This is a genomic window from Sphingomonas pituitosa NBRC 102491, assembly GCF_001598435.1.
Lineage (GTDB): Bacteria > Pseudomonadota > Alphaproteobacteria > Sphingomonadales > Sphingomonadaceae > Sphingomonas > Sphingomonas pituitosa.
In genome coordinates, this window is the sequence record NZ_BCYY01000037.1 from 1 (window position 1) to 23,509 (window position 23,509).

General features: G+C 60.2%; 16 protein-coding genes and 2 pseudogenes. 12 read left to right on the forward strand and 6 right to left on the reverse strand.

Features of this window, described 5'->3' with window-relative positions; genetic code table 11:
- Window positions 1-128: pseudogene (locus SPI01S_RS23165) on the reverse strand (integrase); the annotation flags it as partial.
- 902 nt (window positions 129-1,030) lie between these two features.
- On the opposite strand from SPI01S_RS23165, the gene SPI01S_RS20440 reads away from it, so the two are divergent.
- Genes SPI01S_RS20440 through SPI01S_RS20450 form a run of 3 tightly spaced genes read left to right on the forward strand, consistent with a single transcriptional unit; the run spans window position 1,031 to window position 4,780 of the window.
- The gene (locus SPI01S_RS20440) at window positions 1,031-2,662 is read left to right on the forward strand and encodes a caspase family protein (RefSeq protein ID WP_084253642.1); all 1,632 of its coding nucleotides are present in this window, start codon (window positions 1,031-1,033) and stop codon (window positions 2,660-2,662) included.
- Window positions 2,659-3,543: a S1 family peptidase gene (locus SPI01S_RS20445; protein ID WP_066727016.1), complete on the forward strand. Its 885-nt coding sequence runs from the start codon at window positions 2,659-2,661 to the stop codon at window positions 3,541-3,543. The genes SPI01S_RS20440 and SPI01S_RS20445 overlap by 4 nt, the downstream gene beginning before the upstream one ends.
- Window positions 3,544-3,556: 13 nt before the next feature.
- Window positions 3,557-4,780 (forward strand): hypothetical protein, encoded by a 1,224-nt coding sequence (locus tag SPI01S_RS20450; RefSeq protein ID WP_157084812.1) that lies wholly within the window; start codon window positions 3,557-3,559, stop codon window positions 4,778-4,780.
- 42 nt (window positions 4,781-4,822) lie between these two features.
- Here the strand turns inward: SPI01S_RS20450 and SPI01S_RS22500 are convergent, their stop codons facing one another.
- A complete protein-coding gene (locus tag SPI01S_RS22500) occupies window positions 4,823-5,014 on the reverse strand; it encodes a hypothetical protein (RefSeq protein WP_157084813.1) in 192 nt (63 codons plus the stop codon).
- A gap of 175 nt (window positions 5,015-5,189) precedes the next feature.
- Here SPI01S_RS22500 and SPI01S_RS20460 point away from each other — a divergent pair.
- The 3 genes and pseudogenes from SPI01S_RS20460 (at window position 5,190) to SPI01S_RS20465 (ending at window position 9,468) form a co-directional block, all read left to right on the forward strand.
- Window positions 5,190-6,339, forward strand: a pseudogene (locus SPI01S_RS20460) (IS3 family transposase).
- A 351-nt stretch (window positions 6,340-6,690) separates the two neighbouring features.
- Window positions 6,691-7,716: a nucleotide kinase domain-containing protein gene (locus SPI01S_RS22505; RefSeq protein WP_157084814.1), complete on the forward strand. Its 1,026-nt coding sequence runs from the start codon at window positions 6,691-6,693 to the stop codon at window positions 7,714-7,716.
- An 84-nt stretch (window positions 7,717-7,800) separates the two neighbouring features.
- The gene (locus tag SPI01S_RS20465; RefSeq protein ID WP_218017640.1) at window positions 7,801-9,468 is read left to right on the forward strand and encodes a MazG C-terminal domain-containing protein; all 1,668 of its coding nucleotides are present in this window, start codon (window positions 7,801-7,803) and stop codon (window positions 9,466-9,468) included.
- A 5-nt stretch (window positions 9,469-9,473) separates the two neighbouring features.
- Here the strand turns inward: SPI01S_RS20465 and SPI01S_RS22015 are convergent, their stop codons facing one another.
- Complete coding sequence (locus SPI01S_RS22015) at window positions 9,474-10,136, reverse strand: Nmad2 family putative nucleotide modification protein (protein WP_218017641.1); 663 nt, start codon at window positions 10,134-10,136, stop codon at window positions 9,474-9,476.
- A gap of 1,005 nt (window positions 10,137-11,141) precedes the next feature.
- Between SPI01S_RS22015 and SPI01S_RS20470 the strand changes: the two genes are divergently transcribed.
- From SPI01S_RS20470 to SPI01S_RS20480, 3 genes are read left to right on the forward strand one after another with little or no spacing between them, the layout of a single operon-like run.
- Window positions 11,142-12,899, forward strand: coding sequence for a ParB/RepB/Spo0J family partition protein (locus SPI01S_RS20470; RefSeq protein ID WP_066727024.1), 1,758 nt, complete (start codon window positions 11,142-11,144; stop codon window positions 12,897-12,899).
- A gap of 60 nt (window positions 12,900-12,959) precedes the next feature.
- Window positions 12,960-13,184 (forward strand): RNA polymerase sigma factor, encoded by a 225-nt coding sequence (locus SPI01S_RS20475; RefSeq protein WP_066727026.1) that lies wholly within the window; start codon window positions 12,960-12,962, stop codon window positions 13,182-13,184.
- A gap of 58 nt (window positions 13,185-13,242) precedes the next feature.
- Window positions 13,243-14,166, forward strand: a complete 924-nt coding sequence (locus SPI01S_RS20480) for a nucleotidyltransferase and HEPN domain-containing protein (RefSeq protein ID WP_066727028.1) — start codon at window positions 13,243-13,245, stop codon at window positions 14,164-14,166.
- Window position 14,167: 1 nt separating this feature from the next.
- Here the strand turns inward: SPI01S_RS20480 and SPI01S_RS20485 are convergent, their stop codons facing one another.
- Window positions 14,168-14,530, reverse strand: coding sequence for a hypothetical protein (locus tag SPI01S_RS20485; RefSeq protein WP_066727030.1), 363 nt, complete (start codon window positions 14,528-14,530; stop codon window positions 14,168-14,170).
- Between the two features lie 310 nt (window positions 14,531-14,840).
- Between SPI01S_RS20485 and rlxS the strand changes: the two genes are divergently transcribed.
- The 3 genes from rlxS to SPI01S_RS23325 all read left to right on the forward strand — a co-directional run bounded on the left by rlxS (window position 14,841) and on the right by SPI01S_RS23325 (window position 17,755).
- Window positions 14,841-16,802, forward strand: a complete 1,962-nt coding sequence (rlxS, locus tag SPI01S_RS20490) for a relaxase/mobilization nuclease RlxS (protein ID WP_066727032.1) — start codon at window positions 14,841-14,843, stop codon at window positions 16,800-16,802.
- 75 nt (window positions 16,803-16,877) lie between these two features.
- A complete protein-coding gene (locus SPI01S_RS20495; protein ID WP_066727034.1) occupies window positions 16,878-17,303 on the forward strand; it encodes a CopG family transcriptional regulator in 426 nt (141 codons plus the stop codon).
- Complete coding sequence (locus SPI01S_RS23325; RefSeq protein ID WP_084253644.1) at window positions 17,300-17,755, forward strand: helix-turn-helix domain-containing protein; 456 nt, start codon at window positions 17,300-17,302, stop codon at window positions 17,753-17,755. The genes SPI01S_RS20495 and SPI01S_RS23325 overlap by 4 nt, the downstream gene beginning before the upstream one ends.
- Before the next feature lie 230 nt (window positions 17,756-17,985).
- Here the strand turns inward: SPI01S_RS23325 and SPI01S_RS20505 are convergent, their stop codons facing one another.
- Both SPI01S_RS20505 and SPI01S_RS20510 read right to left on the reverse strand, forming a co-directional pair.
- On the reverse strand, window positions 17,986-21,369 hold the full coding sequence (locus tag SPI01S_RS20505) for a DEAD/DEAH box helicase (protein ID WP_084253645.1): 3,384 nt from the start codon (window positions 21,367-21,369) through the stop codon (window positions 17,986-17,988).
- 20 nt (window positions 21,370-21,389) lie between these two features.
- Window positions 21,390-23,339 (reverse strand): ATP-binding protein, encoded by a 1,950-nt coding sequence (locus SPI01S_RS20510; RefSeq protein ID WP_084253646.1) that lies wholly within the window; start codon window positions 23,337-23,339, stop codon window positions 21,390-21,392.
- Window positions 23,340-23,509 lie beyond the last annotated feature (170 nt).

Here is a 23,509-nt window from a genome sequence, read left to right on the forward strand (position 1 = left end):
AGATAAGCGCGGCGGACGTCATTGTTCTCGACGTGCGCGAGCTGGCGCTCGATTGCATCGGGGTGCCACTTCCTGCTCTCGTTGAGGAGACTGCTGGCCATCGCGCGGAAGCCGTGGCCCGTCATACGAGGCGATAGAGTTCCTCACGCGTTCCATGCACTGCTCCATCAAAGATCGATCTGCGCTGGTGAGCGCAACGATCGCCGCGACGGTAGCCTTCTAGCCATGAATATAAGCGAGGGACGCTACTGCCGCTTCCGATCGATTCAACGACCGGGACGCCAAGATTGGACTCGTCACTAGTACGGCGGGCAAAGCAGCTGACGGCGGGTTCAGGCGGTTGCGAACAAATCTCAGGAGCCGGAAACCGGGCGTTCTGCAGATCCTTCCGCCGTCTCAGGCGGACTTTTTACCGCCTTCCCATAAGGCGTCATTACGCGAATCGCCAAAAAAATGGCGGATTTCCGCAGTTCGCGAGAATGTGACCACATATGGGCGCGAACTTCACCTCTTATGGGCGAAGCGACATTTTGGATAGTCTTGGATCTGTGCGGAGAGGTGGATGGTCGGGGACGGAGTCGAACTGGCTAAAATATTGAAATTAGATCAAATACTTAAACACGATACCGTCAGCCCTGATACCGCGCGATATACCGTCACCTACAAATCCGGGATGGGTTCGATTCCAAAAATGGCTGATATTTTCAGCTCGAGTCAGACGAACACGGGACAAGACATTGCCATCCGGCGCCCGGAAATGCAAATTCGAGAAACAAGCGGTGGGTGTTCGACTTCCGCAGTGTCGGTGGTTGTGAAGTCAATGATCCCAGCCGTGCTTGGGCCAGGCGAGGCGCATGCACCAAACGTGCGCACGTGCCGGAGTTCATCCGCTGCGGTGGTGAATAACGAGACGAAGCGGAATTCCTCGACTAATTATCGAATTCAATGTTTCAACGAAATATCTAGTGGATGATGGACTCTGCAATTTATATGTAATACCTATGTCGAGACCGGTGTGTGGAGACGCATCATGCGGAGTCGGTTATTTCTAGCAATCATAATCAGTATCTTACAGTTCGTTGCGGACATTGCGCACGCGCAGGCTAGTGGACAACTTCCGACATGGGCGACGCCGGCGCGTCCGGTAGCGAGACGTGCGCTTGTCATCGGTATAGACAAATATCAGCACGCGACCCAGCTCGTTACACCCGCTTGTGATGTGAAAAGTGTCAACAAGGTGCTCAACGAGCAGCTACATTTTTCCAGCGTGAATACACTCTATAGCAATACTATCGTAACCCGTGATGATATCATTGACAGGGTCAAGGAATTCATCGCCTCTCTGGAAGAGAGTGATCTCGCTTTCGTCTATTACAGCGGCCACGGTACTGAGCTCAGCGGTGTAAACTATCTGGTCCCCTCGACGGGCATTTCCAACCCAGATTTTCCTGGACTTGATTGGCTCAGCCTCGAATGGATCATGGCGGAGATAGCTAAGAAACGACCTGGGGTGCTGGTCGTGGTGCTCGACGCATGCCGAGCAAACCCGTTCGTGAATACCGACGTAGAGGTGCGCGACGTCTTGGATCAGTCCTCGCCACAAACAATTTCCGAGGATGCGCTTGCAGGCGGATTGATATCGCCCTTCCAGGATGGCGGCGTTTCCTCAGTGGTCGTGTTTGCAGCCGGTTACCGTAAAGTCGCCTTCAGTCGCTTCAAAGATGACCCCGAAAGCGTCGAAAGCATTTTCACCAGGCAGCTGCTGAAGGAGCTTCCCAAGCGTTCTCCCCTTAGTCTGGCGTTGAGCCGCGTGGAGGCGCTAGTCGATGAAAGTACGCTACATGCGCAGAAGCCTGTCCACCTCAGTCAGGCAGCCTATTTCGTTCCGCTGGATGGGGCCACGCCCGAAGCGCCGATTGTCGAGGAGGATTGGCGCTTGGTGGCAACGGCCCAGCCACTAGGGCGGCAGACAAGCGAGTTGATCGCGTTCCTCGGAAGTCATCCGGTAAGCGGCTATGCGCCGCTGGCGCGCGCAAGGTTGACGGCAATAAAAAGCGGTCAGGTCGCCGACGAACCGACCGGCGCGATCACCCCCGCGACAGGCAACGCCTCACTGGACGATTTTCCCCTTCTCGTCGGCGTGTTGCAAGCAAGCGGCGTCCGGAACGGCGCGGGGGTTGCCTTCACTAACCAGGACTTGGGGATCCGGTCGAAGCCTGGCGGCGGTACGAGGCTCGGAAATCTGCTCGCCGGCGCCCAAGTGCGTATCGTTGAACTCAAGGGCCGTTTCGCAAAGATCCTTTCTCCCGACGGCAGTTCGGGATGGATCTCGGGGATCAAGATCGCCGACACCACGAAGACCAACCGAGAGGTTACACTCCGCTTCACCGGCCCTGATGTCTATGCCCCCGTAGCCGACTGGGCACCACTGACCGATGCGCGCGCCGATCTCAACCGAAAGGGGAAGAGCGTGGTTATCCGAGTCGGAAATGCATCAACTCCGGACGAAGAGGATCAGCGCTATGCAGTTCGCCTCCGCGGGCTTCGCATCAGCGACTATGCCGTCCGCCTCGGCGCGGATCCCGCGAAAGTCGTCATACTCTCCGGCGACCCGAATACTCCTGCGGACTCCGCAACCGTCTCGATTGGGGGGGTGAAATGATCCGAACCTTGGTCCCGATTCTCGGCGTTTGTGTGCTTTCCGCAGTTGGCAGCTCGGCGGCGCAACACCGCGCGCCCGGCTTGTCCAAGGCAATCCGCGACGCGATCCAGTTTCACAAGAGCGGCAAATATCTCGGTGAAGACAAGATTATGGGCGGGACGTTCGCTGTTGCTGGCGACAACCCCTGGCAGGTGGCGTTGGTTGTGGGCGATACAATCCTTGCCCCCCGCATCCTGTTCTGCGGCGGATCAATAGTCTCCAAGGATTTGGTCATCACGGCCGCGCATTGTGTCGATGAGGGCACCCCGGAGCAGGCAGTCGATGTCGTGGTCGGGGCCACGAAACTGGCGACCGAAGGAAAGCGGGTTGCGGTGCAATCCATTTGGATCGACCCTGACTACAATAAAGGGCAATATCGCGCCCACGATGTCGCAGTGCTGAAACTGACCGAGGATGTCTCGGCACTTACGGATCCCATCGACATTGCAAACGAAGCAGACGACGCGGCTCTGACGGAAGGCCGGAGCGTCCGCGTGACCGGCTGGGGTGCACCGGGACAAGGCGCTGGGGCAGTACGCGATTTACGCACCGTGGATCTGATGCTGATCTCCACCAAGCATTGTAACGACCCGGTCGCGTATGCCGGCGCGGTCGGCTCCAGTATGATTTGCGCAGGTTGGCCAAAGGGCGGACGCAATTCCTGTCAGGGCGACAGTGGCGGACCGATGAGTAGCATGTTGGGCGGCTCGCGACGACTAGTCGGCATTGTCAGTTGGGGACGGGAATGCGAACTGACCGACAAGTTCGGCGTCTATGCACGCGTCACAGTTCTCAGCTGGGCTCGGAAATGTGCGGCAGACAACTCTCAGTGCAAGATGTGAAGGGGAAGACATTATGCGGTCCGTCAATAGTCTCGTCTGCGTATGCACGGCGTTGTCGCTCATTTCCCCCGCTGTTGCGCAGAAGCGCGATAGCGAACCAAAAGGCGATTACAGCGATCCGGTAGCCTCGGTTGGCGTGTGCGCGTTCGTAAAGCCGCGTACCAATCCGCCGCAAACTTCTAACCCTGGCGCTGACAAGGCGCTGCTTCCACTACTTGCAGCAGGCCTGATCACATCGCTGGTCAACAAGATCGGGAGCGCGATCTCCAAGGCAGGCGATGCCAAAACCGTACAGACCTTGGCTTCACGAAATTTCGAACGCGACAAGGCGTCGGTGCCGCAATGCTTGCAACTGGTCCGCGGACGTTTTTTCAACCTACTGCCAACCGACGCTCAGCCCGTCTGGAGTGGCGAGATCGAAACGGCGCGCGCGGCGCTGAACGCGAACGGCACCTTCCCAGCCGATACTCCGGACTATTTCTTCGAAGGGGAGATCGTGCCTGCCTCCGACAATGGCGCATTCGCCATTCGCCCGGTCGCTTCTTTCATGAGCAAGCCCGCTGGCACGGGAAAAATCCGCTTCGGTAATGACGGCAACGATCGCGTCGTCGCGATATTCCTGTCGATCACCAAACCCGGAGAAAATCCCGCGCTCGCCACGGCGCCTGGCGCCACGCTCAAGCTCGGCAAGCACAAAGCAGGTGTTTTCAAGCGCTATCCCGATCACGGCAAAACCTATTCGAGCCCATTTGAGTCCGCTTGGTTTAACTTGCCGAAGGACTATTCGGGAAAGGCGCTGACGATGAATGTCTTGCAGACAGAAACGCAGAGCGAATCCGCGTTCCTCAAATTCATTGGCGGGGTGCTTGCCGACGACAAGGTCAAGGCAGAGGCCACTGCCCAGCTTCAACAAATGTTTATTCCGCAGGTTGCAGCGACAGCCGCTGCCGCAGACGAGGCAAAGCTTACCGCGCTCCGCAATGCAGCAGAAACAACTTGGACGACGGCGCGCACCAAGCTCGACGCGTGCATTGCCAACCCGGGAACGGCCGCCGAGGCGAAGCAGGCGCTACGCGCATATCTCGCGGCAGACAGCGCGCTGCCGATGGGAGATCCGGTAAGGAACGGCGCCCTGACCCAAACAATCATCGAGAGCATCAAACTCGACGGCGCTCCTACTGACGTCATCTCGCAATGCTATGCCGTGCGTAACGATAGCCTCGGTTCTAAAAATTGAATCGGCGGAAGGGACTGGGCGGCAGCGCCCGCGATTTGCTGCTCATGCCGAGTCGTTATCACGTGGCAATAGGTGTGCCTTGGTGGTCTGACAGCGTCCCGAGGGGAATTTGTCCGTCGCTTTGCTCACGCCGATCTGCAGGTTGCGCCGTCCCAAGGGCGCTGGATCTACCATCAAGCCTTTGCGGAAGGCCTGTGCCGCGTGCGTATCGAGATCGAGGATCACGTCGCTCACGACGCTGATATCCCGTTAGATGCCGCACTATCTGAGTGACTGACCGATAGTGTTGAAAACTCCTCGTCGGCCGATCACAAACTTAACGCTGAAATATAACTGTTCTGATGGTGACGTGCGCCCCTGAAATGTGACCGCGAGAAGGTAGAGTTCGACGCAAAGGAGTCGGACGGATATGAAGCGCAGCAGGTTCAGCGAAGAACAGATCATCGCGATCTTAAAGGAGCAGGAAGCGGGCTTCGCTACGGCGGATGTGTGCCGCCGCCACGGGATCAGCTCTGCGACATTCTACAAGTGGAAGTCGAAGTACGGCGGGCTGGAAGTATCCGAGGCACGCCGGTTGCGGGCGCTCGAGGAGGAGAATGCTCGGCTGAAGAAGCTGCAGGCCGAGGCGATGCTGGACAATGTTGTGCTAAAGGATCTGGCGTCAAAAAAATGGTGACGCCCGGCGCGAAGCGGGAAGCGGTCGCCCATGCTCGTGAACAGCACGGGCTGAGCGAGCGTCGGGCGTGCAGTCTGGTTGGCGTGAGCCGCAGGGTAATCCGGTATCAGCCGGCCAGCGGCAATGATGCGCCCTTGCGGGCGCGGTTGCGCGAGTTGGCGGCGGAGCGCCGCCGGTTCGGCTATCGTCGCCTCGGCTATCTTCTGGCGCGGGAGGGCATGACGCCCAATCACAAGAAGCTGCGGCGCATCTACCGCGAGGAGAACCTGCGGGTCCGCCGTCGCGGCGGCCGCAAGCGAGCCGTAGGCACGCGGGCGCCGCTGCTGTTGCCAGACGGGCCGAACCAGCGCTGGTCGCTGACGTCGTATCCGACACGCTGACGTGCAGCCGTCGCTTTCGCATCCTGTGCGTGGTCGATGATTACACGCGGGAATGTCTCGCGCTGGTGGCCGACACGTCGCTGTCGGGCGTTCGGGTGGCGCGCGAACTGACGCGGTTGATCGGGCTGCGCGGCAAGCCGCATACGGTGGTCAGCGACAATGGCACCGAGCTGACCTCGTCGGCGATCCTGCGCTGGTCGCAGGAACGGCGCGTCGAATGGAACTACATCGCGCCGGGCAAGCCGATGCAAAACGGCTTCGTCGAAAGCTTCAACGGGCGGTTGCGCGACGAATGCCTAAACGAGACGCTGTTCACATCGCTGGCCCACGCCCGCTTCGTGCTCGACGCCTGGCGGCATGACTACAACCACGTCAGGCCGCACTCGAAACTGGGCGGGAAGACCCCCGCCGAGATCGCCGGCCAAGGTGTCCGGGGGCATGCCCCCGGACACCTTGCCAACCCATCAAGCAACCATCATGAAGGAGCGAGACTCTACCTCTGACTGGTAACAATCAGGGGTGCACGTCAGTCCGAGACGCTGTGCGGGCGGGGCTTGGAGACCTGGGAATTGTCAACAGACTAGCAGGACTACGACTTGTACGATAGGGCAGCAGATCGGTCGCATAAAGCCGCCCGAAGCCGTTTCAATTTCATACGGCGGCGCGGGTAGAGTTCTCCCGCCGGTCCTAACGGGGCCAGTCAGCCTGGCCGTGGGCTAAGCATCCGCTTCCTCGCTGGACTCCTTGATCATCAAATCAGTGGCGTAGCGAGCGCGGGAGCGCCTTGGCGTGACGGAGCCCAATCCTCTACCAGCAGCAGAGCGAATCGACGCACATATGGATTTTTTCTGACCATGCCGCAGCCCAACTTCGCGGAGCGCTCTTGCGTTTTCGATACCTACTGGCACTTCGCGGCTGAGCGCTTGAACATGTTTTATCGGCGGCTAGAGGGCGCTCCCTCGCCCTGGACTGATGATCAAATTCTGCAAGCTCACCGTTTCACCAACGTTTATCGTGTCACCGACCGTGTGAGCCAGTACTTGGTGGGGGAGGTGCAATACGGCACAGGTCGCTCACAAGCGATCGATGAGGTCTTTTTCCGCACGCTGCTTTTTAAAATTTTCAATAAGATCGAGACGTGGGAGGCGATTGAATCCGAGTTGGGACCGATTGGCTGGCAAAGCGCAAATTTAGAGCGTCTCGACGATGTCCTGCATAGTATAGTGGGTCGGGGCCAGAGTATCTATTCTGCTGCGTATATTATGCCTTCGCCCGCTTTCGGCCGCAAAAAGAAACATAGTAATCACCTTCGGCTGCTAGCGAAAATGATGGACGATCGGCTGCCTTCGCGTATCTCTTCCGCGAAGAGTCTAAATTCGGTTTATGAGGAACTTCTTGCGTACACGGGTATAGGAAAGTTTCTTGCTTTTCAATTCGCTATAGATCTCAATTATTCTTCAATAATAGATTTTCCAGAGTCCGAGTTTGTCGTGGCGGGCCCCGGAGCGCATGATGGTATTTCAAAGTGCTTTCCCAGGGCATCGCCCGGTGACGCAGAGCAATTGATTATGGCGGTTGCCGAACGGCAAACCGAGGAGTTTAAGAAGCGGGGGATTGTTTTCCCAGGGCTATATGGGCGCCCGCTCCAGCCGATCGATTGCCAGAATCTATTCTGCGAAATTTCGAAGTACTCACGGGTATCGCACCCAGAGATCAGGGGGGTCGCCAATCGCCAGCGTATCAAGCAGGTGTACCGAGGCGCCCGCCGGCCGATTAAGGTGCCAGTCTTTCCGCCGAAATGGAATCTTCGAGTGCGGCCCGTCGAAGTGTCAGCCCCAACGGGCCTCGTTAGCTTCGATGCCCAGCCACGGCTTCTTTGAAGATCTAGGCTTTAGGCGCCTGCATCGCCTTTGTGCTTGATGCCGAGCAACGACCTGTGCACCATGATGTATGGGGAGGGGATAATGCTCGTATCAGAATATCAAAATTTTGTCGCTGAGAGCGATCAATTCGGAGACCGATCACGTCCCGAAAGGCTCGATATTTCACTCTACGGGTTAGCTGGCGAAGTTGGGTCTGTCGTTGCCGCGATCAAGAAGCGTCTGCTTGGCAAGAAAGAGTCTGACTGGCGGCTGACCAATGAGGAAATCGAAGAAGAGCTAGGCGATGCTTTTTGGTATTGCTTCCAGCTTGCCAACATTATCAGTGATGATAGACCAGTTAACATCCTAACTTACGATATCGATCATCTCCGTGCGGAAATTGGCGCAGAAAATGATCGTGCGCGTCGAATTGAAGGCGTATTGACGTCTGAGCGCAGTCAGAAATTCATGGAGGACACGTCAGACTTTCCGCGTGATGAGGCAAAGATTGAAGTAGACAGCTACCAGGCATTGGCTTTCCTTACCGCTCGGACTGCGGAGGAGACTCTTGTCGAGGTTTGCCTGGCGGTGCTCTGGCAATTGAACGCCGAGCTGCTACGGCAAAAGCTTCCAGATATTGAGCGCGAGCTAAACCGTACGTTGCCTGATCGGGATATGAATGATGTCCTGGCTGAGGTGATATGGCATTTGTCAGCGCTTGCTAGTATCTATTCGATTAGCCTTAGCAGTATCTTTAAACGGAACATGGATAAGGTTGGAGCCCGGCGCAGGCTTGCCCGTACGCCACTATTCGACGAGAAATTCAAAAAATCGGAACAGCTGCCGCGTCAGTTTGAAATCGCCTTTGTGACGCTCGGTGATGACCGCGCCCGTATGTACTACAATGGTAAGCGGCTCGGCGACCCACTTACCGATAATAGTTACGAAAATGATGGCTACCGATATCACGATGTAATGCATCTCGCGAATGCTGCCGTACTGGGTTGGTCTCCGGTGCTTCGTAAACTTCTAGGCAAGAAGAGGCGCAGTGAGCCTAAAATTGACGAGGTTGAAGACGGTGCTCGGGCGCAAATCGTGGAGGAAGCTGTCATCAAAGCGATTCATTCGGAAGGGCTTCGCTTAGCGCGGCTCGATCAGGGTGAGGATGCGGAACGAGCCAGGCTTTTTCCTAATCGTAACGATATCAGCTTCAGGTTTCTGCAGCTTATCAGGACCTTCGTCTCGGATCTTGAAGCAAGGGAAAACTTGTTTTGGGAATGGGAGGAGGCAATCTTCGTTGGTCACGAAATATTTCACGAGCTCCGGACGGAGGGGCAGGGGACCATCACGATTGATATGGAGCAACAATCCCTTAAGTTTCGGCCAGAGGTGTGCATCGATATCAACGGGTCAGTTGCTGCCTTTGGCTCGGCGGTTGTTCCTTTTGATGCAAGTGAAGACGATCTTCGCGCCTTACTTACGAACATCGAAAAGGCTCGGGCAGAATTTGGCGACATAGACAGTCTGCGCGTTCAGATTGTGCGAAAACTAGCTATCCTGGATGCTCTGGGGCTAGGTGAGGAGGGACTCGGGCTGCACCGTGCACTAGATGTTACCCCGGTCGACAGCCATCGTATTAGCGTCAGAGGCGCTGGCGCTGTCGAACGCGCTCTGCGCGGGCGCCACATCGTTCGGTTTCGTACGACGCTTTCGAAGTCCAGCAGCGCGATCCACTGCACCGCGTTGGGAATGGCTGATCCCGTAGAGTGAAGCCGCTAAAGCGCGATCCGTTGCCAATCCGCTGGCTCGCCGAGATACCCGCGCTCAGTTAGTGTGCTGAGCCAATCTTGCATCGCGGCGAGCCGATCTTGTGGGAAATTACACTTCCAGCCTTGGCCTTTGACGACGAAATCGCTGAGGGCGTCCGGGATTTTTGGGCCTTTGATGCCCCAATATGCGAAATCGTAGCCGATAAGAACTTTGTCAGTTCGTCCAGTGTCACGATTAAGGTTGGACTGGCTATATCCGCCGTCTGGCTCGCTATGGAAGGAGTCTGCCCATGTCCAAGCACCGGTTTCTGCATCACGATGGTAAATATTGTCGCCGTGTCGCTGCATCGCGCTACCGCGCATAACGGGACGTTTCAATGAGAAACGTGGGGCGGCCCAATAATCGTCAAAGGTAATGATTTTATCGACGCGCATCCAGTAGCTAAGATGGCCCCGTCGCCTGACCTTAGCACTGCCGGTTCCTAAGACGATATCGCCAATTTTCGCGTATTTGCGAATATCGGGCTTGCAGCACGCTAGGGTGCATACGCCGAAGAATGGATTCGGCGCAAACCCGAGATCGTGCTCTATTACGTAACTATGAAATCTCAAGTTAGCAGTTTCTGTCGGTTGGCGGCGCATCCTGCGGTGCGCCAGTAGGTGTATCATAGCTCGGCTCATCCATGCCACAGATGGCCTTGCGCAAGCGAGCTGCATCCCAAATTACTTGGTCGGCGCTATATTTCTTGAACGCGGGGGGCGCGTCGCCATCGGTCCCTTTTGGCCAAATGCCGATGATTCTGCGTCCTGCATTGGCCGCGGCGATCATAGCGGCTTCAAGTCCCGCATCGGCGCCCAAGTCGGAGTCGAGTAGAACGAGCAAGACGGGATTGGCGTTGAGGCAGGACGGAGCGTTCGCGGGCGGCAACTCCCCGTCTAAGGCAAGCCCTGCTGACGCAAGTAGTGCGCGAACCGCGGCAATCGTAGCCGGAGCAGTTTGGTGCAAGATGATTGAAGGCACGAACCTCATTCCTCCCCTTGACAGCGTTGTAAGCGCTGGAATTCTGTTAACGCAAGCTGATTTTAGCGCCGCGCCGGTATTCTCAGTGAGGTTAAATGTCACGGTGTTGCATAATCAATCGTCTGATCCTGAGCATTAAGTTGAGGCCACCTCGCTACGCGCTTTGATTAAAATTTTAGGACAGTGCGTTGTTTATAGTAATGTCATGCATATAAGTGGTGTAACGAATGTCATAATCATTAGTTCAGTTGTTCGGATATCGAAGGATGCGACGTATTGTGGATGTCATTTATGGGTGGGCGTTCCGCGCCTATGGCGCGACCGCGCTCTATTTCGCTACGCTCCACCGAGCCCCTGGCGGGTCTCGGCCGCTGGCGCGGTGACGATCGCTAACGAAAGCGCCGGCGGTTCGCCGGCATGCGGACAGCGCTTACGCGCTGGCGTAGCCTGCCGGCCGCGGCCAAGGGGGGTGGGCGTCGCAGCCCTCTAGTCCCGCCGCGGCAGGCGGCAACCTGGGCTTCGCCCAGGTCCTCCACGTTCGTTCCGGCCCTGCGGGTGCAGCCCGCCGCTCAAGCGGGACTGTCGGTCCGCTCCTTGCCGCCCACCCCCCTTTTCCGGGGCCGGTGCGGTGGTTCGAGAAAGGAGCAAGGATCATGGAACTCAAGCATATCGACATCGCCCATCTGACCATCTCGCCCGCCAATATGCGCGGCGGCAGGAAGCAGCCGGACCTGACCAATATCCTGCCCTCGGTGCGGGCACGCGGCGTGCTGGTGCCGCTCATCGTGCGCGCGAACGGTTCGCCCGACAGCTATGAAATCGTGGCGGGGCGGCGGCGCTATCATGCCGCACTGGCGGTTGCCGAGGAAGGCGGCGACATCGACGCGCTGCCCTGTGCTGTCATGGATGCAGGCGATGACGCGGCGGCGCTCGAAGCCTCGCTCATAGAGAACATCGTCCGGCTCGACCCCGACGAGGTCACCCGCTGGGAAACCTTCACCCGGCTGGTGCGTGAGGGACGCAGGCCCGAACATATCGCCCTCGTCTTCGGGCTGACCGAGGTACAGGTGAAGCGCACGCTGGCGCTCGGCAATCTGCTGCCACGTATCCGTACGCTCTACCGCGAGGAGAAGATCGACGCCGTCACCGTGCGGCACCTGACCCTCGCGTCGAAGGCGCAGCAGCGCGAATGGCTGGCACTGCTCGACGATCCCGAGGCGCGGGTGCCGGTCGGGCAGGCGCTCAAGGCATGGCTGTTCGGCGGCGCGTCGATTTCGACCAAGGTCGCGCTGTTCGATCTGGCCGGGTTCGACGGCGAGACTGTCGCTGATCTGTTCGGCGAAGACCGCTATTTCGCCAGCGCCGAGCAATTCTGGACCGCACAGCACGCTGCCGTCGCCGAGCGCGTGGAAGCCTACCGGGCGGCTGGCTGGGCCGATGTCGTCACGCTCGCGCCGGGACAGTTCTTCCACAGCTGGGAATATGAGAAGCGGGCCAAGCGGAAGGGCGGCAAGGTCTATATCTCAATAGGGTATCACGGAGATGTCACCGTCCACGAAGGCTACATCGGCATCCGCGAAGCGCGGGCACTGGCGAGAGCCGAGACCGGCGACGTCGCGGAGAAGCCGAGCCGCCCCGAGATCACCGCTGCGGGCAACGACTATGTCGACCTGCATCGCCATGCCGCCGTGCGGGCGAAGCTCGCCGACGCGCCCGGTGTCGCGCTGCGGGTGGCGGTCGCGCATATGATTGCCGGTTCGCCAATATGGTCGGTAAAGGTCGAGCAGCAGCGTGCGGGCAGCGAGGCCGTGACAGAGAGCGTCGAGTTGTCGGCGGCCGAAGCGGCCTTTGACGCCAAGCGGCGCGACATGCTGGCGCTGCTCGATTTTGACGGCGACACACCGACGATCACCGGCGGCGCGAGCGAAGGGCTGACCAGCCTGTTCGTTCGGTTGCTGTCGCTCAGCGATGCGCAAGTGATGGCTGTCCTCGCCGTCATCATGGGCGAGACGCTGTGGGCGCGCAGCGAACTGGTCGATCTGCTCGGGCAGCATCTGGCGGTGGACATGGGGCTGGTCTGGCAGCCGGGTGACGCGCTGTTCGACCTCATTCGCGACCGGGAAGTGCTGCTTGCCATGGTCGGCGAAGTGGCGGGCCAGCAGGTTGCCGAGGCCAACGGCAGGGAAACCGGCAAGGTGCTCAAGCGGATCCTTGGCGACTGCCTGCGCGGCGAGAATGGCCGGACCCGTGTTGACGGCTGGGTACCGCGCTGGCTGCGCTTCCCGGCGTCCAGCTACATGCCGCGTGGCGGTGTCGGTGCTGCCAGCCGTTCGGCGGCGGTCGCCGCAATGATCCCGTCGGAGCCCGAGGTCGCCAGCCCGCAGATCGAATTGATCCGCAAGGCCGCGTGACCGTCCTGCCCCTGCCAGCGGCGCCAAGCGGTGCCGCTGGCCTCTGTCAGGAGCTGTGCCATGACACAGGAACGCCCATTCGCGGAGCAGCTTCGCCGCCTCCGCGACGCGCTCGACACGATGGAACCGCTGCCCCGCGCGGTGTTCGATCTGCACCGCTATCGCGATCTCGATTTTCCCCAGATCGCGGACGAACTGAGTATCAGCGTAACCGAGGTGGAGCGCCAGTTCGCCGCCGCGATGTTCCATCTCCTCCGATCCACGCACGAGAACGACGGGCCTTGAGCCCGCCGCTTTTCCTTCTGCACTTGGCATTCTAAGCCATTGGCATGAGACTAGCGCGATGAAGACCGGCCTCGACCATCTGCCGCCCGCCAAGCAGCGCGAGCTCGAGCGTGTCGTCCAGATCCTGTTTCAGGAGTTCGGCGACGCGACTGCCGTTGCGACCTCAGACTGGAAGAAGCAGGCGCGCATTCTCAAGGTCATCCTTTACGGCAGCTATGCACGCGGCGGCTGGGTTGACGAGCCGCACACCGCCAAGGGCTATCAGTCGGACTTCGACCTGCTGGTCATCGTCAACAACGACAGGCTCACCGACCGCGTCGAATTCTGGGCCACCGCCGAGGACCGGCTCAACCGCGAACTGGCGATCACCAAGACGCTGCGCACGCCGGTCAACTTCATCGTTCATACCCTGCAGGAGGTGAATGACGGCCTCGCGCATGGCCGCTATTTCTTCATGGATGTCGCCCGCGACGGCATCGCGTTGTACCAGAGCGACGATACCGAATTACATCAGCCCAAGCCTAAGACGCCGAAGCAGGCGTTGGCCATGGCGCAGGAGTATTTCGGAGAATGGTTTCCAACAGCAGCCGGGTTCAAACGGAATGCTGGGTACGCTGAGCGTGATGGCGACCTAAAGCTGGCCGCTTTCTTGCTGCACCAGACGGCTGAACGCCTCTACCACTGCGTGCTTCTGGTCTGCACTTTCTACACCCCCCACGTGCATAATCTGGGCTTCCTCCGCACCCAGGCGGAGCGCATCGACCCGCGTCTGGTCGATGCCTGGCCGCGTGACCAGCGCACCGATCGCGCCCGCTTCGAGAAGCTGAAAGAGGCCTATGTGAAGGCGCGCTATTCGAAGCACTACCGGATCACATCCGAAGAACTGGCGTGGCTGGGCGAGCGCGTCGAAGCGCTCGGTCAGGCGGTGCAGGTGATTTGCGAAGAGCGGATTGCGGCACTGGAACGCAGCGCCGCCGCCTGACCTAGGCGGCGATCTTCCCGGCGTCCGCGAACGACAATTCGCGCTGCAACTGCGGCGCTTCGCTGCGTTCGGCGCAGCGCATGTCGCGGGCGATCGCGACGCTGATCCACTCGATTTTCCACGCCAGATCGAGCACGTCGCCGCGCTCCGCGCGGCTGATTGTAGCGATACCGGCGCCCTCGACGGCGACCAAAAATCGGCACTCGTCGACCCAATTATCGAAGCGTCCCTGCACCAGCGTGCCGTCCGAAATCGCGATGGTAAAGCCCTCGTCGAGTGCCCGCGCGGACAGGCAAATCTCGTCCTCGACGTCACCGGAAAGCTTCAGCCGGCCATTCTCCAGTGGTTCGATCCTGATCGGCATATCGGGCCTGTTCCTAGCGACTCGGAAAGGCCGCGATAGTAGAACATAGAGGGAACATATAAAAGGCTGGCGGGGATCGGCGGGGGGATAGAAGGGATGGCAAGATAAAAGCGGTGCCTCCAAGCGGCCCCGGAAGTGGCGTCTGCACGTCGTTTTTGATGGAGGCATGGCCATGGCGATGCCTCCATCGGGAAGGTGCGACAGCGGAAACACCAGCAGTTCCGCGGCTCTCCGGCGCGCCCGAATGGAGGCCCTTGAAGGGCTGCGCTGGCGCACCCTCATCTGGCGCTTTCCAGCATGGAATAGCGTCATGGCCGAGGATCCATTCGAGTTGTGGTTGGGGCGGGTCGGCGCGGATCGCCCGTTCGCGCACCAACTCCGCAAGGCGACCAATCTGGCTGGTGGCGTGGGCCGATCTTCGGCGGCGCGCGCACGGCATTTCGATGGCAGCAGGATCGGTCGCGGTTCGGGCGTCGGCCGGGTGCTTGGGTCTTCCGATCGTTTTGCAGGAATTCGTGCGCGCCGCGTCGTCGTGAAGGCCCGCTTCGTGAAGCTGGCGGGGAAGGGAGCGAAGGGAACTGCCGCGCACCTGCGGTATCTGCAGCGCGACGGCACCATGCGGGAGGGGGAGCGCGGCACGCTCTATGCTGCTGATCATGATGTCGCCGACGGCAAGGCGTTCCTCGAACGCGGCAACGGTGACCGACACCAGTTTCGCTTCATCGTCGCACCCGAAGACGGCGCGCAGTACGAAGATCTGAAGCCGCTGGTGCGGCGCTGGATGACACAGGTCGAGCAGGACCTCGGCACGAAGCTCGATTGGGTGGCCGTCGACCACTTCAACACCGGCCATCCGCATGCCCATGTGCTGGTGCGTGGGATCGACGATCGCGGCCAGGATCTGATCATCGCCCGCGAGTACATCGGCCGCGGGCTCGCCGCGCGGGCAGCGGAGCTGGTCAACCTCGATCTTGGACCACGTACCGACCGAGAGATTTTCGAGGGGCGTCAGCGCGAGGTCGGCCAGGAGCGGTTCACCAGCATCGATCGCAGGCTGCTCGCCGCGCGCGAGACCGACGGGCTGGTGTCGTCCTGGCATGGCGACAGCGTCGAGCAGGGGCTGCGCGCAGCGCGACTCGGCACGCTCGCCCGGATGGGATTGGCGACCGACGAGGGGAAAGGTCGCTACCGGCTCGCCGACGATCTGGAACCGACGCTGCGTGCCATGGGCCGGCGCGGCGACATCATCGCGATGATACACGCGCAGCTGAAGGCGCGTGCGCCCGAGGTGCATCCGCAGGACTATGCCATCTACGACCCAGCCGAGGGCAAGCCGCTCATCGGCCGCGTCATGGCGACCGGACTGGCCGACGAGCATCGCGACCGCCATTACCTGATCGTGGCCGCGACCGATGGGCGCAGCCACTATGTCGAGCTGGGCAATCGGTCGCTCTCGGAAGCGGGCGATCACCTGCACGTCGTCCGAGTGACGCCGGTCATCGCTGGCATCCGTGATGTCGACCGGACGGTTGCCGATGTCGCTGCCGCCAACAACGGCATCTACAGCGTCGACGGGCATCTCCGCCATGATGCCAGTGCCAGCCAGCGCTTCGCCGAAGCCCATGTCCGGCGTTTGGAAGCGATGCGACGGGGAGGGGGAGAGGTCGAGCGCATGCCGGATGGCAGTTGGAAGATCGGCGCCGATCATCTCGACAAGGTGCTGGCCTTCGAGCGAAGGGCGGCTGCGGCACGACCCGTCGAGATCGCAACGCTTGCCGAGCGCCCGGTCCTGGAGCTGGTTCGCCACAACGGCGTGACTTGGCTCGACGAGCAACATGTCGCGAAGGAACCGGAGGCGCTGGGCGGCGGGTTCGGGGCACAGGTGCGGCAGGCATTGGTGCTTCGCCGCCAATGGCTGATCGAGGAGGACCTCGCCTGGCGCGACGGCGACACCGTCCGCTACCGCGCCAATTTGCTGACCGAGCTCCGCCGCCGGGAACTGCGGCAGGTCGCGGATCAGCTCTCGAAGGGAATGGGGCTCGGCTATGCCGAGCATCGCGGTGGCGCGATCGAAGGTATCTATCGCAAGGCGGTGCAGGTCGGCGCCGCGAAATATGCGGTGATCGAGAGATCGCGCGAATTCACGCTCGTGCCGTGGCGGCCCGTGCTAGAGAAGCAGATCGGTCGCACCGTTTCCGGCATCGATCGCGGCGGCGCGATCAGCTGGACGTTCGGGCGCCAGCGTTCGGGTCCAGAGATCGGCGGGTTCTAAGATGCCCCGAAGAGGTACCGGGATTCACCAGCGAGGCCCTGTAACGGAAGCGCGAACAGGCGGATTCTGCACGTCATGCAGACCCGCAAGACCCGCCACCAATTCTATCTCCCCGACGAACTGTCGGTGAAGCTCGATGCGATGGCCGCGCAGCCGGGATCGTCGAAGACTGCAATCCTGACCGACGCCCTGACCGCCTGGTTCGATCGCCGTGCCGGCCATGAACTCGATCAGCGCTTCGGTGCGCGGCTAGATCGCCAGAACCGTGCCGCCGACCGGATGGAGCAGAAGCTCGACTTTCTGACCGAAGCCCTGGGATTGTTCGTCCGCCACCAGCTCACCCTTACGGCGCACCAGCCGGCCTTCGATACCGAGACGCAGCGCCTCGGCCGGCTTCGCTACGAGGCCTTTGTCGAACTTGTCGGTCGCGCAATCGCCCGGGGAGACACGAACAACCGAATCGCCAACCGTCAATCCCCAGAAATGGGGAGCGACAAATGAAGGAGCGTGCCATGCGTCCTATGCCGAGCAGGTCGACTGCCCTGTCGCCCATCACGCTGAGGATTGCGGACGCCTGCCGCATCACCGGCATCGGTCGGTCGAAGTTCTACGAGTTGATCAAGGCGGGCGAAATCGGGGTGATCAAGGTGGGGGCGATCACCCTCGTGCCGATGACCAGCATTGATGCGCTGCTTCAGCGTGACCGTCCGGCTGCGTGCGATCAGGCCCGCCCGCCCTTGGCCGAAGTGATGCACCCATTTTTGGCCAACGCCATTCTGACGGCGAGCCTTGCCTCGACCCCAGAGGCGGTTCGGCGCGATCTTTCGACAGCGGACGAGGGGAGGCGCAGGAAAGCTGAAGATGGCATTGTAGAGCGTATGATTTTTGCGCTCTATGATCGAGACGACGGGGCCGGCGTGGATCGTTCATCCCACCTTACGCCCTCTCGTTGACATAGCTTTGGCTCCGGCCTCTGCTATGGAACATTCCTAAAGCTGACCTGCGAGATAAGACTGAATTTGGGACAAACTCGCCGTTCCCTCGCGATGGGTTCAACGGCAGGTCTGGCAAGCAGCTGACATCCGGCTTGTACTAGAATTGAACCACACAAAGACAGAGAGCGGCTTTCTGCAGACTGGCGCTTTCGGGGCGGTCAGAGACGACAAGCGGACGCGCGGTCACCCTAATGCGCGAAGATCCTCAGCTTGGCGTTCGCGCGGCCGCATGTTGTCGACAGGCCGTCGATGTACATGATCAGCTGCCGCGTCCGGTTGGTCAGCGTGTTCGCCAGCGCACGTTCGCGCGCAGTCTCAATGTTTAGCAACCGGCCTGCGACGAGCCAGACCTCCTTGGCGATGCGGCGATCACGAAGCGCCGCGCGTACCGTATCGGCAATGTCCCCGGGGGCAAGCCCTCTGCTGTTACGGAAGATGCGGATGCTTCCCGACGGCGGCGCTGGGATCGTGGTCTTGTTCGCGGTGTAAGCACGCTGCCACCGACCGTTCTCGATTTGGGGCGCCGAGGTCAGGAAGAACCCCAGCGATGCCGCCACTTGGCGCCCAACCTCTTGGATGGCCGTCACGGAAGCGCTTTCGTCACCCTCGTCCTTTCCCAAGGCCTTTGCGTGGAGCAACACCACCTTGCTGTCTGATACCAAGATGAAGTCAGCCATCTCCTGGCCGTCGTCGTCGAGCAGGACGAGGGGGAACTCCTGCAGCGCCTCGGCGTAGGCATCGGGCGCGGGGCCGGTGAGGCCGATGTATCTGCTGGTCAGTCCGAAGATCGACTCCTTATGCCACTTAGCCTCATTGCCGGTCGCCCACGCGGCCTCGCCCTTCTCCAGGAAAGTGTGTTTCAGCGCCGGCACGGCCACGGCGACGTCGAGCGCCGGGACACGCCCGTCCGACACGATCTCCCGCGCCTTGGCCCATTTGCCGTGCATGTAGACCTTGTCGGCCTCATCGGTGAGGACGCGGAACGCCTGGTCGGCGTTGATCCGCTCGGTTAGCGTCATGACCGTGCCTGACGCCGAAAGGCCCTGCTGGAAAATGTCGTTGAGTCCGTCGCTCGAGATCGCGTAGCGGCCGGACTTGGGATTGTAGCTGATCGAGCAGCCCACTTTGCTGCCGTCGATCATCGTCACTTGGAAGTGGCCGGCGTCGATGTCGGCGCAGAGGTCGAGCACGGACGGTGCCTTCGGTGTCGACGGCTGACCCTCGCGGTCGGCGATAAACACTCCAAAGTCGTCCAGCGGCTGCAGATCAAGCAGGATATTCCGAGGCTCCTTCGCCTTGTCGGGGTCCGGTGTCGTGAGCTGCGCGAAACGATCGAAAACCCGGTTGCCCGCCGTCACGGCGGTGAGTTCGCGGTCGATGTCGGTAGCCCATCTCACGTAGTCGTCGACGCCGACGCGGCGTACGCTCGCGTCTGTAACCTTGGAGCGGCTCAGGCCCAGGTAGCGTGCGGTGCTACCGACGTATCCCGCGACGTTGGTCGGAAGCAGTACCGCATCCAGCAGGTCCGTGAACGTGTCCTCAAAGGAGGCGGTGCTGGTCGTCGTCGTCCGGATCGCGCGATCCGCCATTTCGAGCGATGCGGCTGCTAGCTTGGTGATGCGGACCTTCCGGTCGTTGCTGCTCGGGCCGAAGAGCCGGACGAGAATTTGCCTATCGAGCCGCGTGACGCCGATCTTGCTTGCGTCGAACGGCACACCGTCGGTGTCGAACACGAACAGGCGGTCGTTGATCCGCACCATCAGCGTGACCCCAAACTGCCATTCAGTAACGAAGTGGCGGCTCAGGTAGGGGCTTTCGTCAACGGTGAAGAAGGTCCAGCCCCAAACGCCTTCGGGCAGGTCGGTGACGGGATGGACCACGAAGCGGTTGCGGGCGAGGATGCCCTCGTGAGTCTCTGTTTCCGCGAGGGCCGCGTCGAAGTCCGGACCGATGGCGAAGATTGCGGCGCGGCGGGGGACCAGAAGATCGCCACGGTGCAGCGGACCCGTCACTGGGAGTCTCTGGCGGAAGCGACCGTCGACGTACTGTTGGTTCGGCATTGCCGGGACGATCTTTTCGGGCAGGTAGGCCTCGCCGGGGATGATGCTGGCTAGGCTCTCCTCACCCGCGGTTTCGAAGGCCAAGTATTGTGTCCAGCTAGTCTGGAGGCGTGCGAGCTGCTCGGCGTTGCGTGCGACCACCGTCGCCGTCTGGATCTGCTGTCGCTTTGCATCGGTCGAGCGCAGCACCCGGCCGATCTGTTGCACGAGCTGGCGGTCGTTCGTGAAACCGTCCAATATCGCGACCGCGACGAACATCGGATCGTCGATGCCTTCAAGCAGTTTCGTTTGGTGCAGCCAGAAGGTCGCTCCTTCGGCCTTGTTCTGCGCTTCCCTTACCGTGACAAAGCGAAGCGGATGCAATTTGCGGTTATCGCCCTTGCCCACCTGATCATGGATCAGCACCGCGTCCGTCTGGCCTTTCCCCGCGAGGAGGGGCTGTAACGTCGCGAGCGCGCTCCATGATGCGGCGCGCACGATGATCTTGGATCCGGCTGGGCGGTCCTTAGTGAGCAAGGGTGCGAGATCGAGCAGCTGCCCTGCAAATGTCTTGATGGCCGATGCGTCGCCTTCGGTTAGCGCTTGGTCGGTATCCTCGCTAGAAGAGTTGATGGCCGTCGCACTGCCGTTCTGCGCGTCCAGCGTAGCGAAGCGCACGTCCCTCACGATTTTGGCGTCGGCCGCCTTCGGAAACGGGAAGTTGTAGGCGAACGAGCCGCGTACGGTGAAAAGCTTGTAGTCGTTGCGGAACGGGGTAGCGCTGAGCAGGATAGTTGGCCGCGCGAGTTCTCTAACGCTCCGGCTCCACGACGGCGCCGGCTCGTAGTGCCCCTCGTCCACGACGACGAGGTCGAACGTGCCCAAAAGATCAAGGATGCGGTCCAGCCGGGCGAGCTCCGCCACCTTTGTGTCCTCCAGCGGACCGCCGGCGGCCTTGCGCCTCAACTTGTCTCGGTCCGTCCGGATCTTGTCGAGGGCCTGGAGGGTGCCGACAAGAACGGTTCGGTCGCTACCGCCTGCCCTGTTGCATATCTGTTCGGTTCGCGTCCTGTTCGGCAGCAGAATCTCGATCGACGCCGGCTCGACGCCAGAGCCCGACCAGACCTCATCTCCCGGCTCGGCACATCCCATGTTCGCCCAAAACCGACGCCGAATGTCGGCGTACATTTGCTGAACCAGGCCTTCCCTGGGCGTTAGCACCAGCGCGCGACGAACCTCGGGGAGGCATCGCGTCAGCACGGCGATGACCCCCGATTTCCCGCTACCCGTCGGCATCTTGACGAGAGCGCCTTCGCTTTCGCCCGTCCGTTGCGAGACGCGGACGTAGGCGGCTCCGAGAGCTATTGCTTCCTTCTGGTTCTGCCATAGAGATAGGCCGTTCGGCGTTCCGGTCCAGACCGGAAGGTCTTCGAGGACCTCAACGTCCGCAGCGTAAGCGATACCATCGAACTTAGCGGTGTTGGGCACGTCGAAGGTCGTGTTCCGACCATGATGGGCAAGGTTCGACCCCACTCAGCTCACTCCGAATTAGCTTAGCGTATCGCCGCCACGGGCTTGTCCAACGACAGGCCGATTTGGCGCGGATATTGGGATGTAAGATAGGCATCGGGATCGAGGCCGTGGGTGTGGAGGAACGGCGCATCTTTTAATTTCTCACGCAAGCCTAGCATCCGTTTCTCGGCGCGTTTGATAAAGGTTGCATAGGTCATCGGGATGATCGTGACGCGTCCATCGTATTTTGTGTCGATGCCTGCCTCAGTGCTCTTAATCTGCGATCCAAGGACATAACAGGTGACGGTGGCGGCGTCGGTCAGGATACCCTTATCGAGCAGCTCCTCCACATAGCGCCACGGCTGATTTTTCTCCTTGCCGCCTATGATTACACCAGGCTTTTTGATCTCTGTGATGACCAAGCGGGCGACGCCGTCGACCTCGCCGCCGAGATCGTGAGAATCGCGGCTATAGAAACCGACGCTGCCGTCAGGCAGCATGACGAAGTCGGGGCGCTGCAGCGAACCTTTCTGATTCTTGCCGAAGATCTTGTTGATGACCGTGGTCATGCCGCGATTGCTGGTGAACTCGAGGCTTTCGAACTCAGGCCCGAACACCCACAAGCTCCGCTCGAACAGCGGCTGCAAGTCGGCGACCTCATCCATCGTTTCGTCGTGGAGCTTTGCATCAAGTTCAGCGATGAGCTTCAAGCGAGTCTGTATTTCATCGAGTGCGAGCTTGGCAGTGCGAACAGTCCAGTCGGCGAGGATGGCATAGAGCTCGTCTAGGTCGCCCGGCTTCATGTCATGGAGCTTGGTGATCAACGCGTATTTGGACGTCGAGAGTTCGAGGTTTGCGAGCACGCCAGCGACCTGCTCAACTGTTTCAAGGTTCATGCTTGGGCAGGTATCGACCACTTGGTCAACGAACTCGTTCCACCGATCTCGGCTGACCGGCGGGAGCTTTGAGACAGTCGCACCGAGATTTTCACGAACAGTTTCCTTGGCGTCGCGCCGCCGGTCGGCATTTGCCTCGTTCAGATATTCGCGAATTTTGGCATGAACCGCTGCTTGCGTAGTTCGCCAGCCAGTATTGTTTGGCCAGAAGCCAGACCAGTCAGGCAGCACATCCTCTCCGAGGAAGTCGGCCCGGGCTATGAAAATGAAGCGTTTTGCTTCGCTACTGCGCCCATCGAGCAGTCGCTCCTGATCGAACCCGGTCCAGCCAGGCTTGCCGACAAGTCGATTGTTTACACGCCACGCGATACCGTGCTGACGCGTCGTCCGGTCGGCCTTTTGGGTGTCGATGATGATCAGATGAGCAACGCCGTAGCCGGGAACGTCGATATTGATCGTACTTAGCTGATGCTCGGGCACATCATCAAAGGTAATCCGCGTGCCATTGATCGTCACAGTGAAATTGGGATCTGCGAGAAAGCGTGTTCCGATCACTTCGCGCGCAGCCTCTGCGCTCATCCCCATGGGCAACGGGTTAATCGACGAAATAACCGTGCCGTGGCCCGGCACTTCATCCCGCATACCGATCCGCTCGATTAGAAATGGCTGGGTGGCACTGCGTCGGACTTCGAAAGTTACCTCAATGCCGTCGCGCCAAGTGCGCACCTTGTATGCCTCGCCGAACCGGAAGGCGGCATGACGGCCCTTGCCGTTGCGACCATATGGTTCGCGCGGTTGGAGTCCGCCCAGCTCGGGTGGTGGCAGCGATTGCTTCCCCTGCGTGCGAACCCGGTCATAGTCGAGCGTCCGCCATCGCAAGCGAAATTGAGCCTCCGACATACCCTTGCCGTTGTCTTCAATCTCGAAATAGCGGTCGCTGCCAGCTTCGGGCCAAACGATATCGACGCGTGTGGCCCAAGCGTCCCATGCGTTAGCGACAAGTTCGACGATCGCGATGGCCGGATCTTGGATGATCGACCCGGCATGACGTTCCAAGAATCGGTTATCGAAAAACAAGCTGGCGTCGTCGGACATTCGCTCCCCCCAGAAATACCGTAGCAATGACACCAAGGGCCGTCCACAAGCACCCGAACCAAAGAGTCGTCAGGCGCGGGACAAGGCTGACTGACTGCTGGAAAAAACAAGCGGCAGCTTTCGTCAGAGCCGGACATTCAATAGAGCGTAATCAAACGTCGTGATCTGGT

Excerpts from the sequence above, each read along its gene's own strand:
- SPI01S_RS20440 (WP_084253642.1), top strand. The coding sequence starts at position 1,031 with ATGCGGAGTCGGTTATTTCTAGCAATCATAATCAGTATCTTACAGTTC.
- SPI01S_RS20445 (WP_066727016.1), top strand. The coding sequence starts at position 2,659 with ATGATCCGAACCTTGGTCCCGATTCTCGGCGTTTGTGTGCTTTCCGCA.
- SPI01S_RS20450 (WP_157084812.1), top strand. The coding sequence starts at position 3,557 with ATGCGGTCCGTCAATAGTCTCGTCTGCGTATGCACGGCGTTGTCGCTC.
- SPI01S_RS22505 (WP_157084814.1), top strand. The coding sequence starts at position 6,691 with ATGCCGCAGCCCAACTTCGCGGAGCGCTCTTGCGTTTTCGATACCTAC.
- SPI01S_RS20465 (WP_218017640.1), top strand. The coding sequence starts at position 7,801 with ATGCTCGTATCAGAATATCAAAATTTTGTCGCTGAGAGCGATCAATTC.
- SPI01S_RS22015 (WP_218017641.1), bottom strand. The coding sequence starts at position 10,136 with ATGATACACCTACTGGCGCACCGCAGGATGCGCCGCCAACCGACAGAA.
- SPI01S_RS20470 (WP_066727024.1), top strand. The coding sequence starts at position 11,142 with ATGGAACTCAAGCATATCGACATCGCCCATCTGACCATCTCGCCCGCC.
- SPI01S_RS20475 (WP_066727026.1), top strand. The coding sequence starts at position 12,960 with ATGACACAGGAACGCCCATTCGCGGAGCAGCTTCGCCGCCTCCGCGAC.
- SPI01S_RS20480 (WP_066727028.1), top strand. The coding sequence starts at position 13,243 with ATGAAGACCGGCCTCGACCATCTGCCGCCCGCCAAGCAGCGCGAGCTC.
- SPI01S_RS20485 (WP_066727030.1), bottom strand. The coding sequence starts at position 14,530 with ATGCCGATCAGGATCGAACCACTGGAGAATGGCCGGCTGAAGCTTTCC.
- rlxS (WP_066727032.1), top strand. The coding sequence starts at position 14,841 with ATGGCCGAGGATCCATTCGAGTTGTGGTTGGGGCGGGTCGGCGCGGAT.
- SPI01S_RS20495 (WP_066727034.1), top strand. The coding sequence starts at position 16,878 with ATGCAGACCCGCAAGACCCGCCACCAATTCTATCTCCCCGACGAACTG.
- SPI01S_RS23325 (WP_084253644.1), top strand. The coding sequence starts at position 17,300 with ATGAAGGAGCGTGCCATGCGTCCTATGCCGAGCAGGTCGACTGCCCTG.
- SPI01S_RS20510 (WP_084253646.1), bottom strand. The coding sequence starts at position 23,339 with ATGTCCGACGACGCCAGCTTGTTTTTCGATAACCGATTCTTGGAACGT.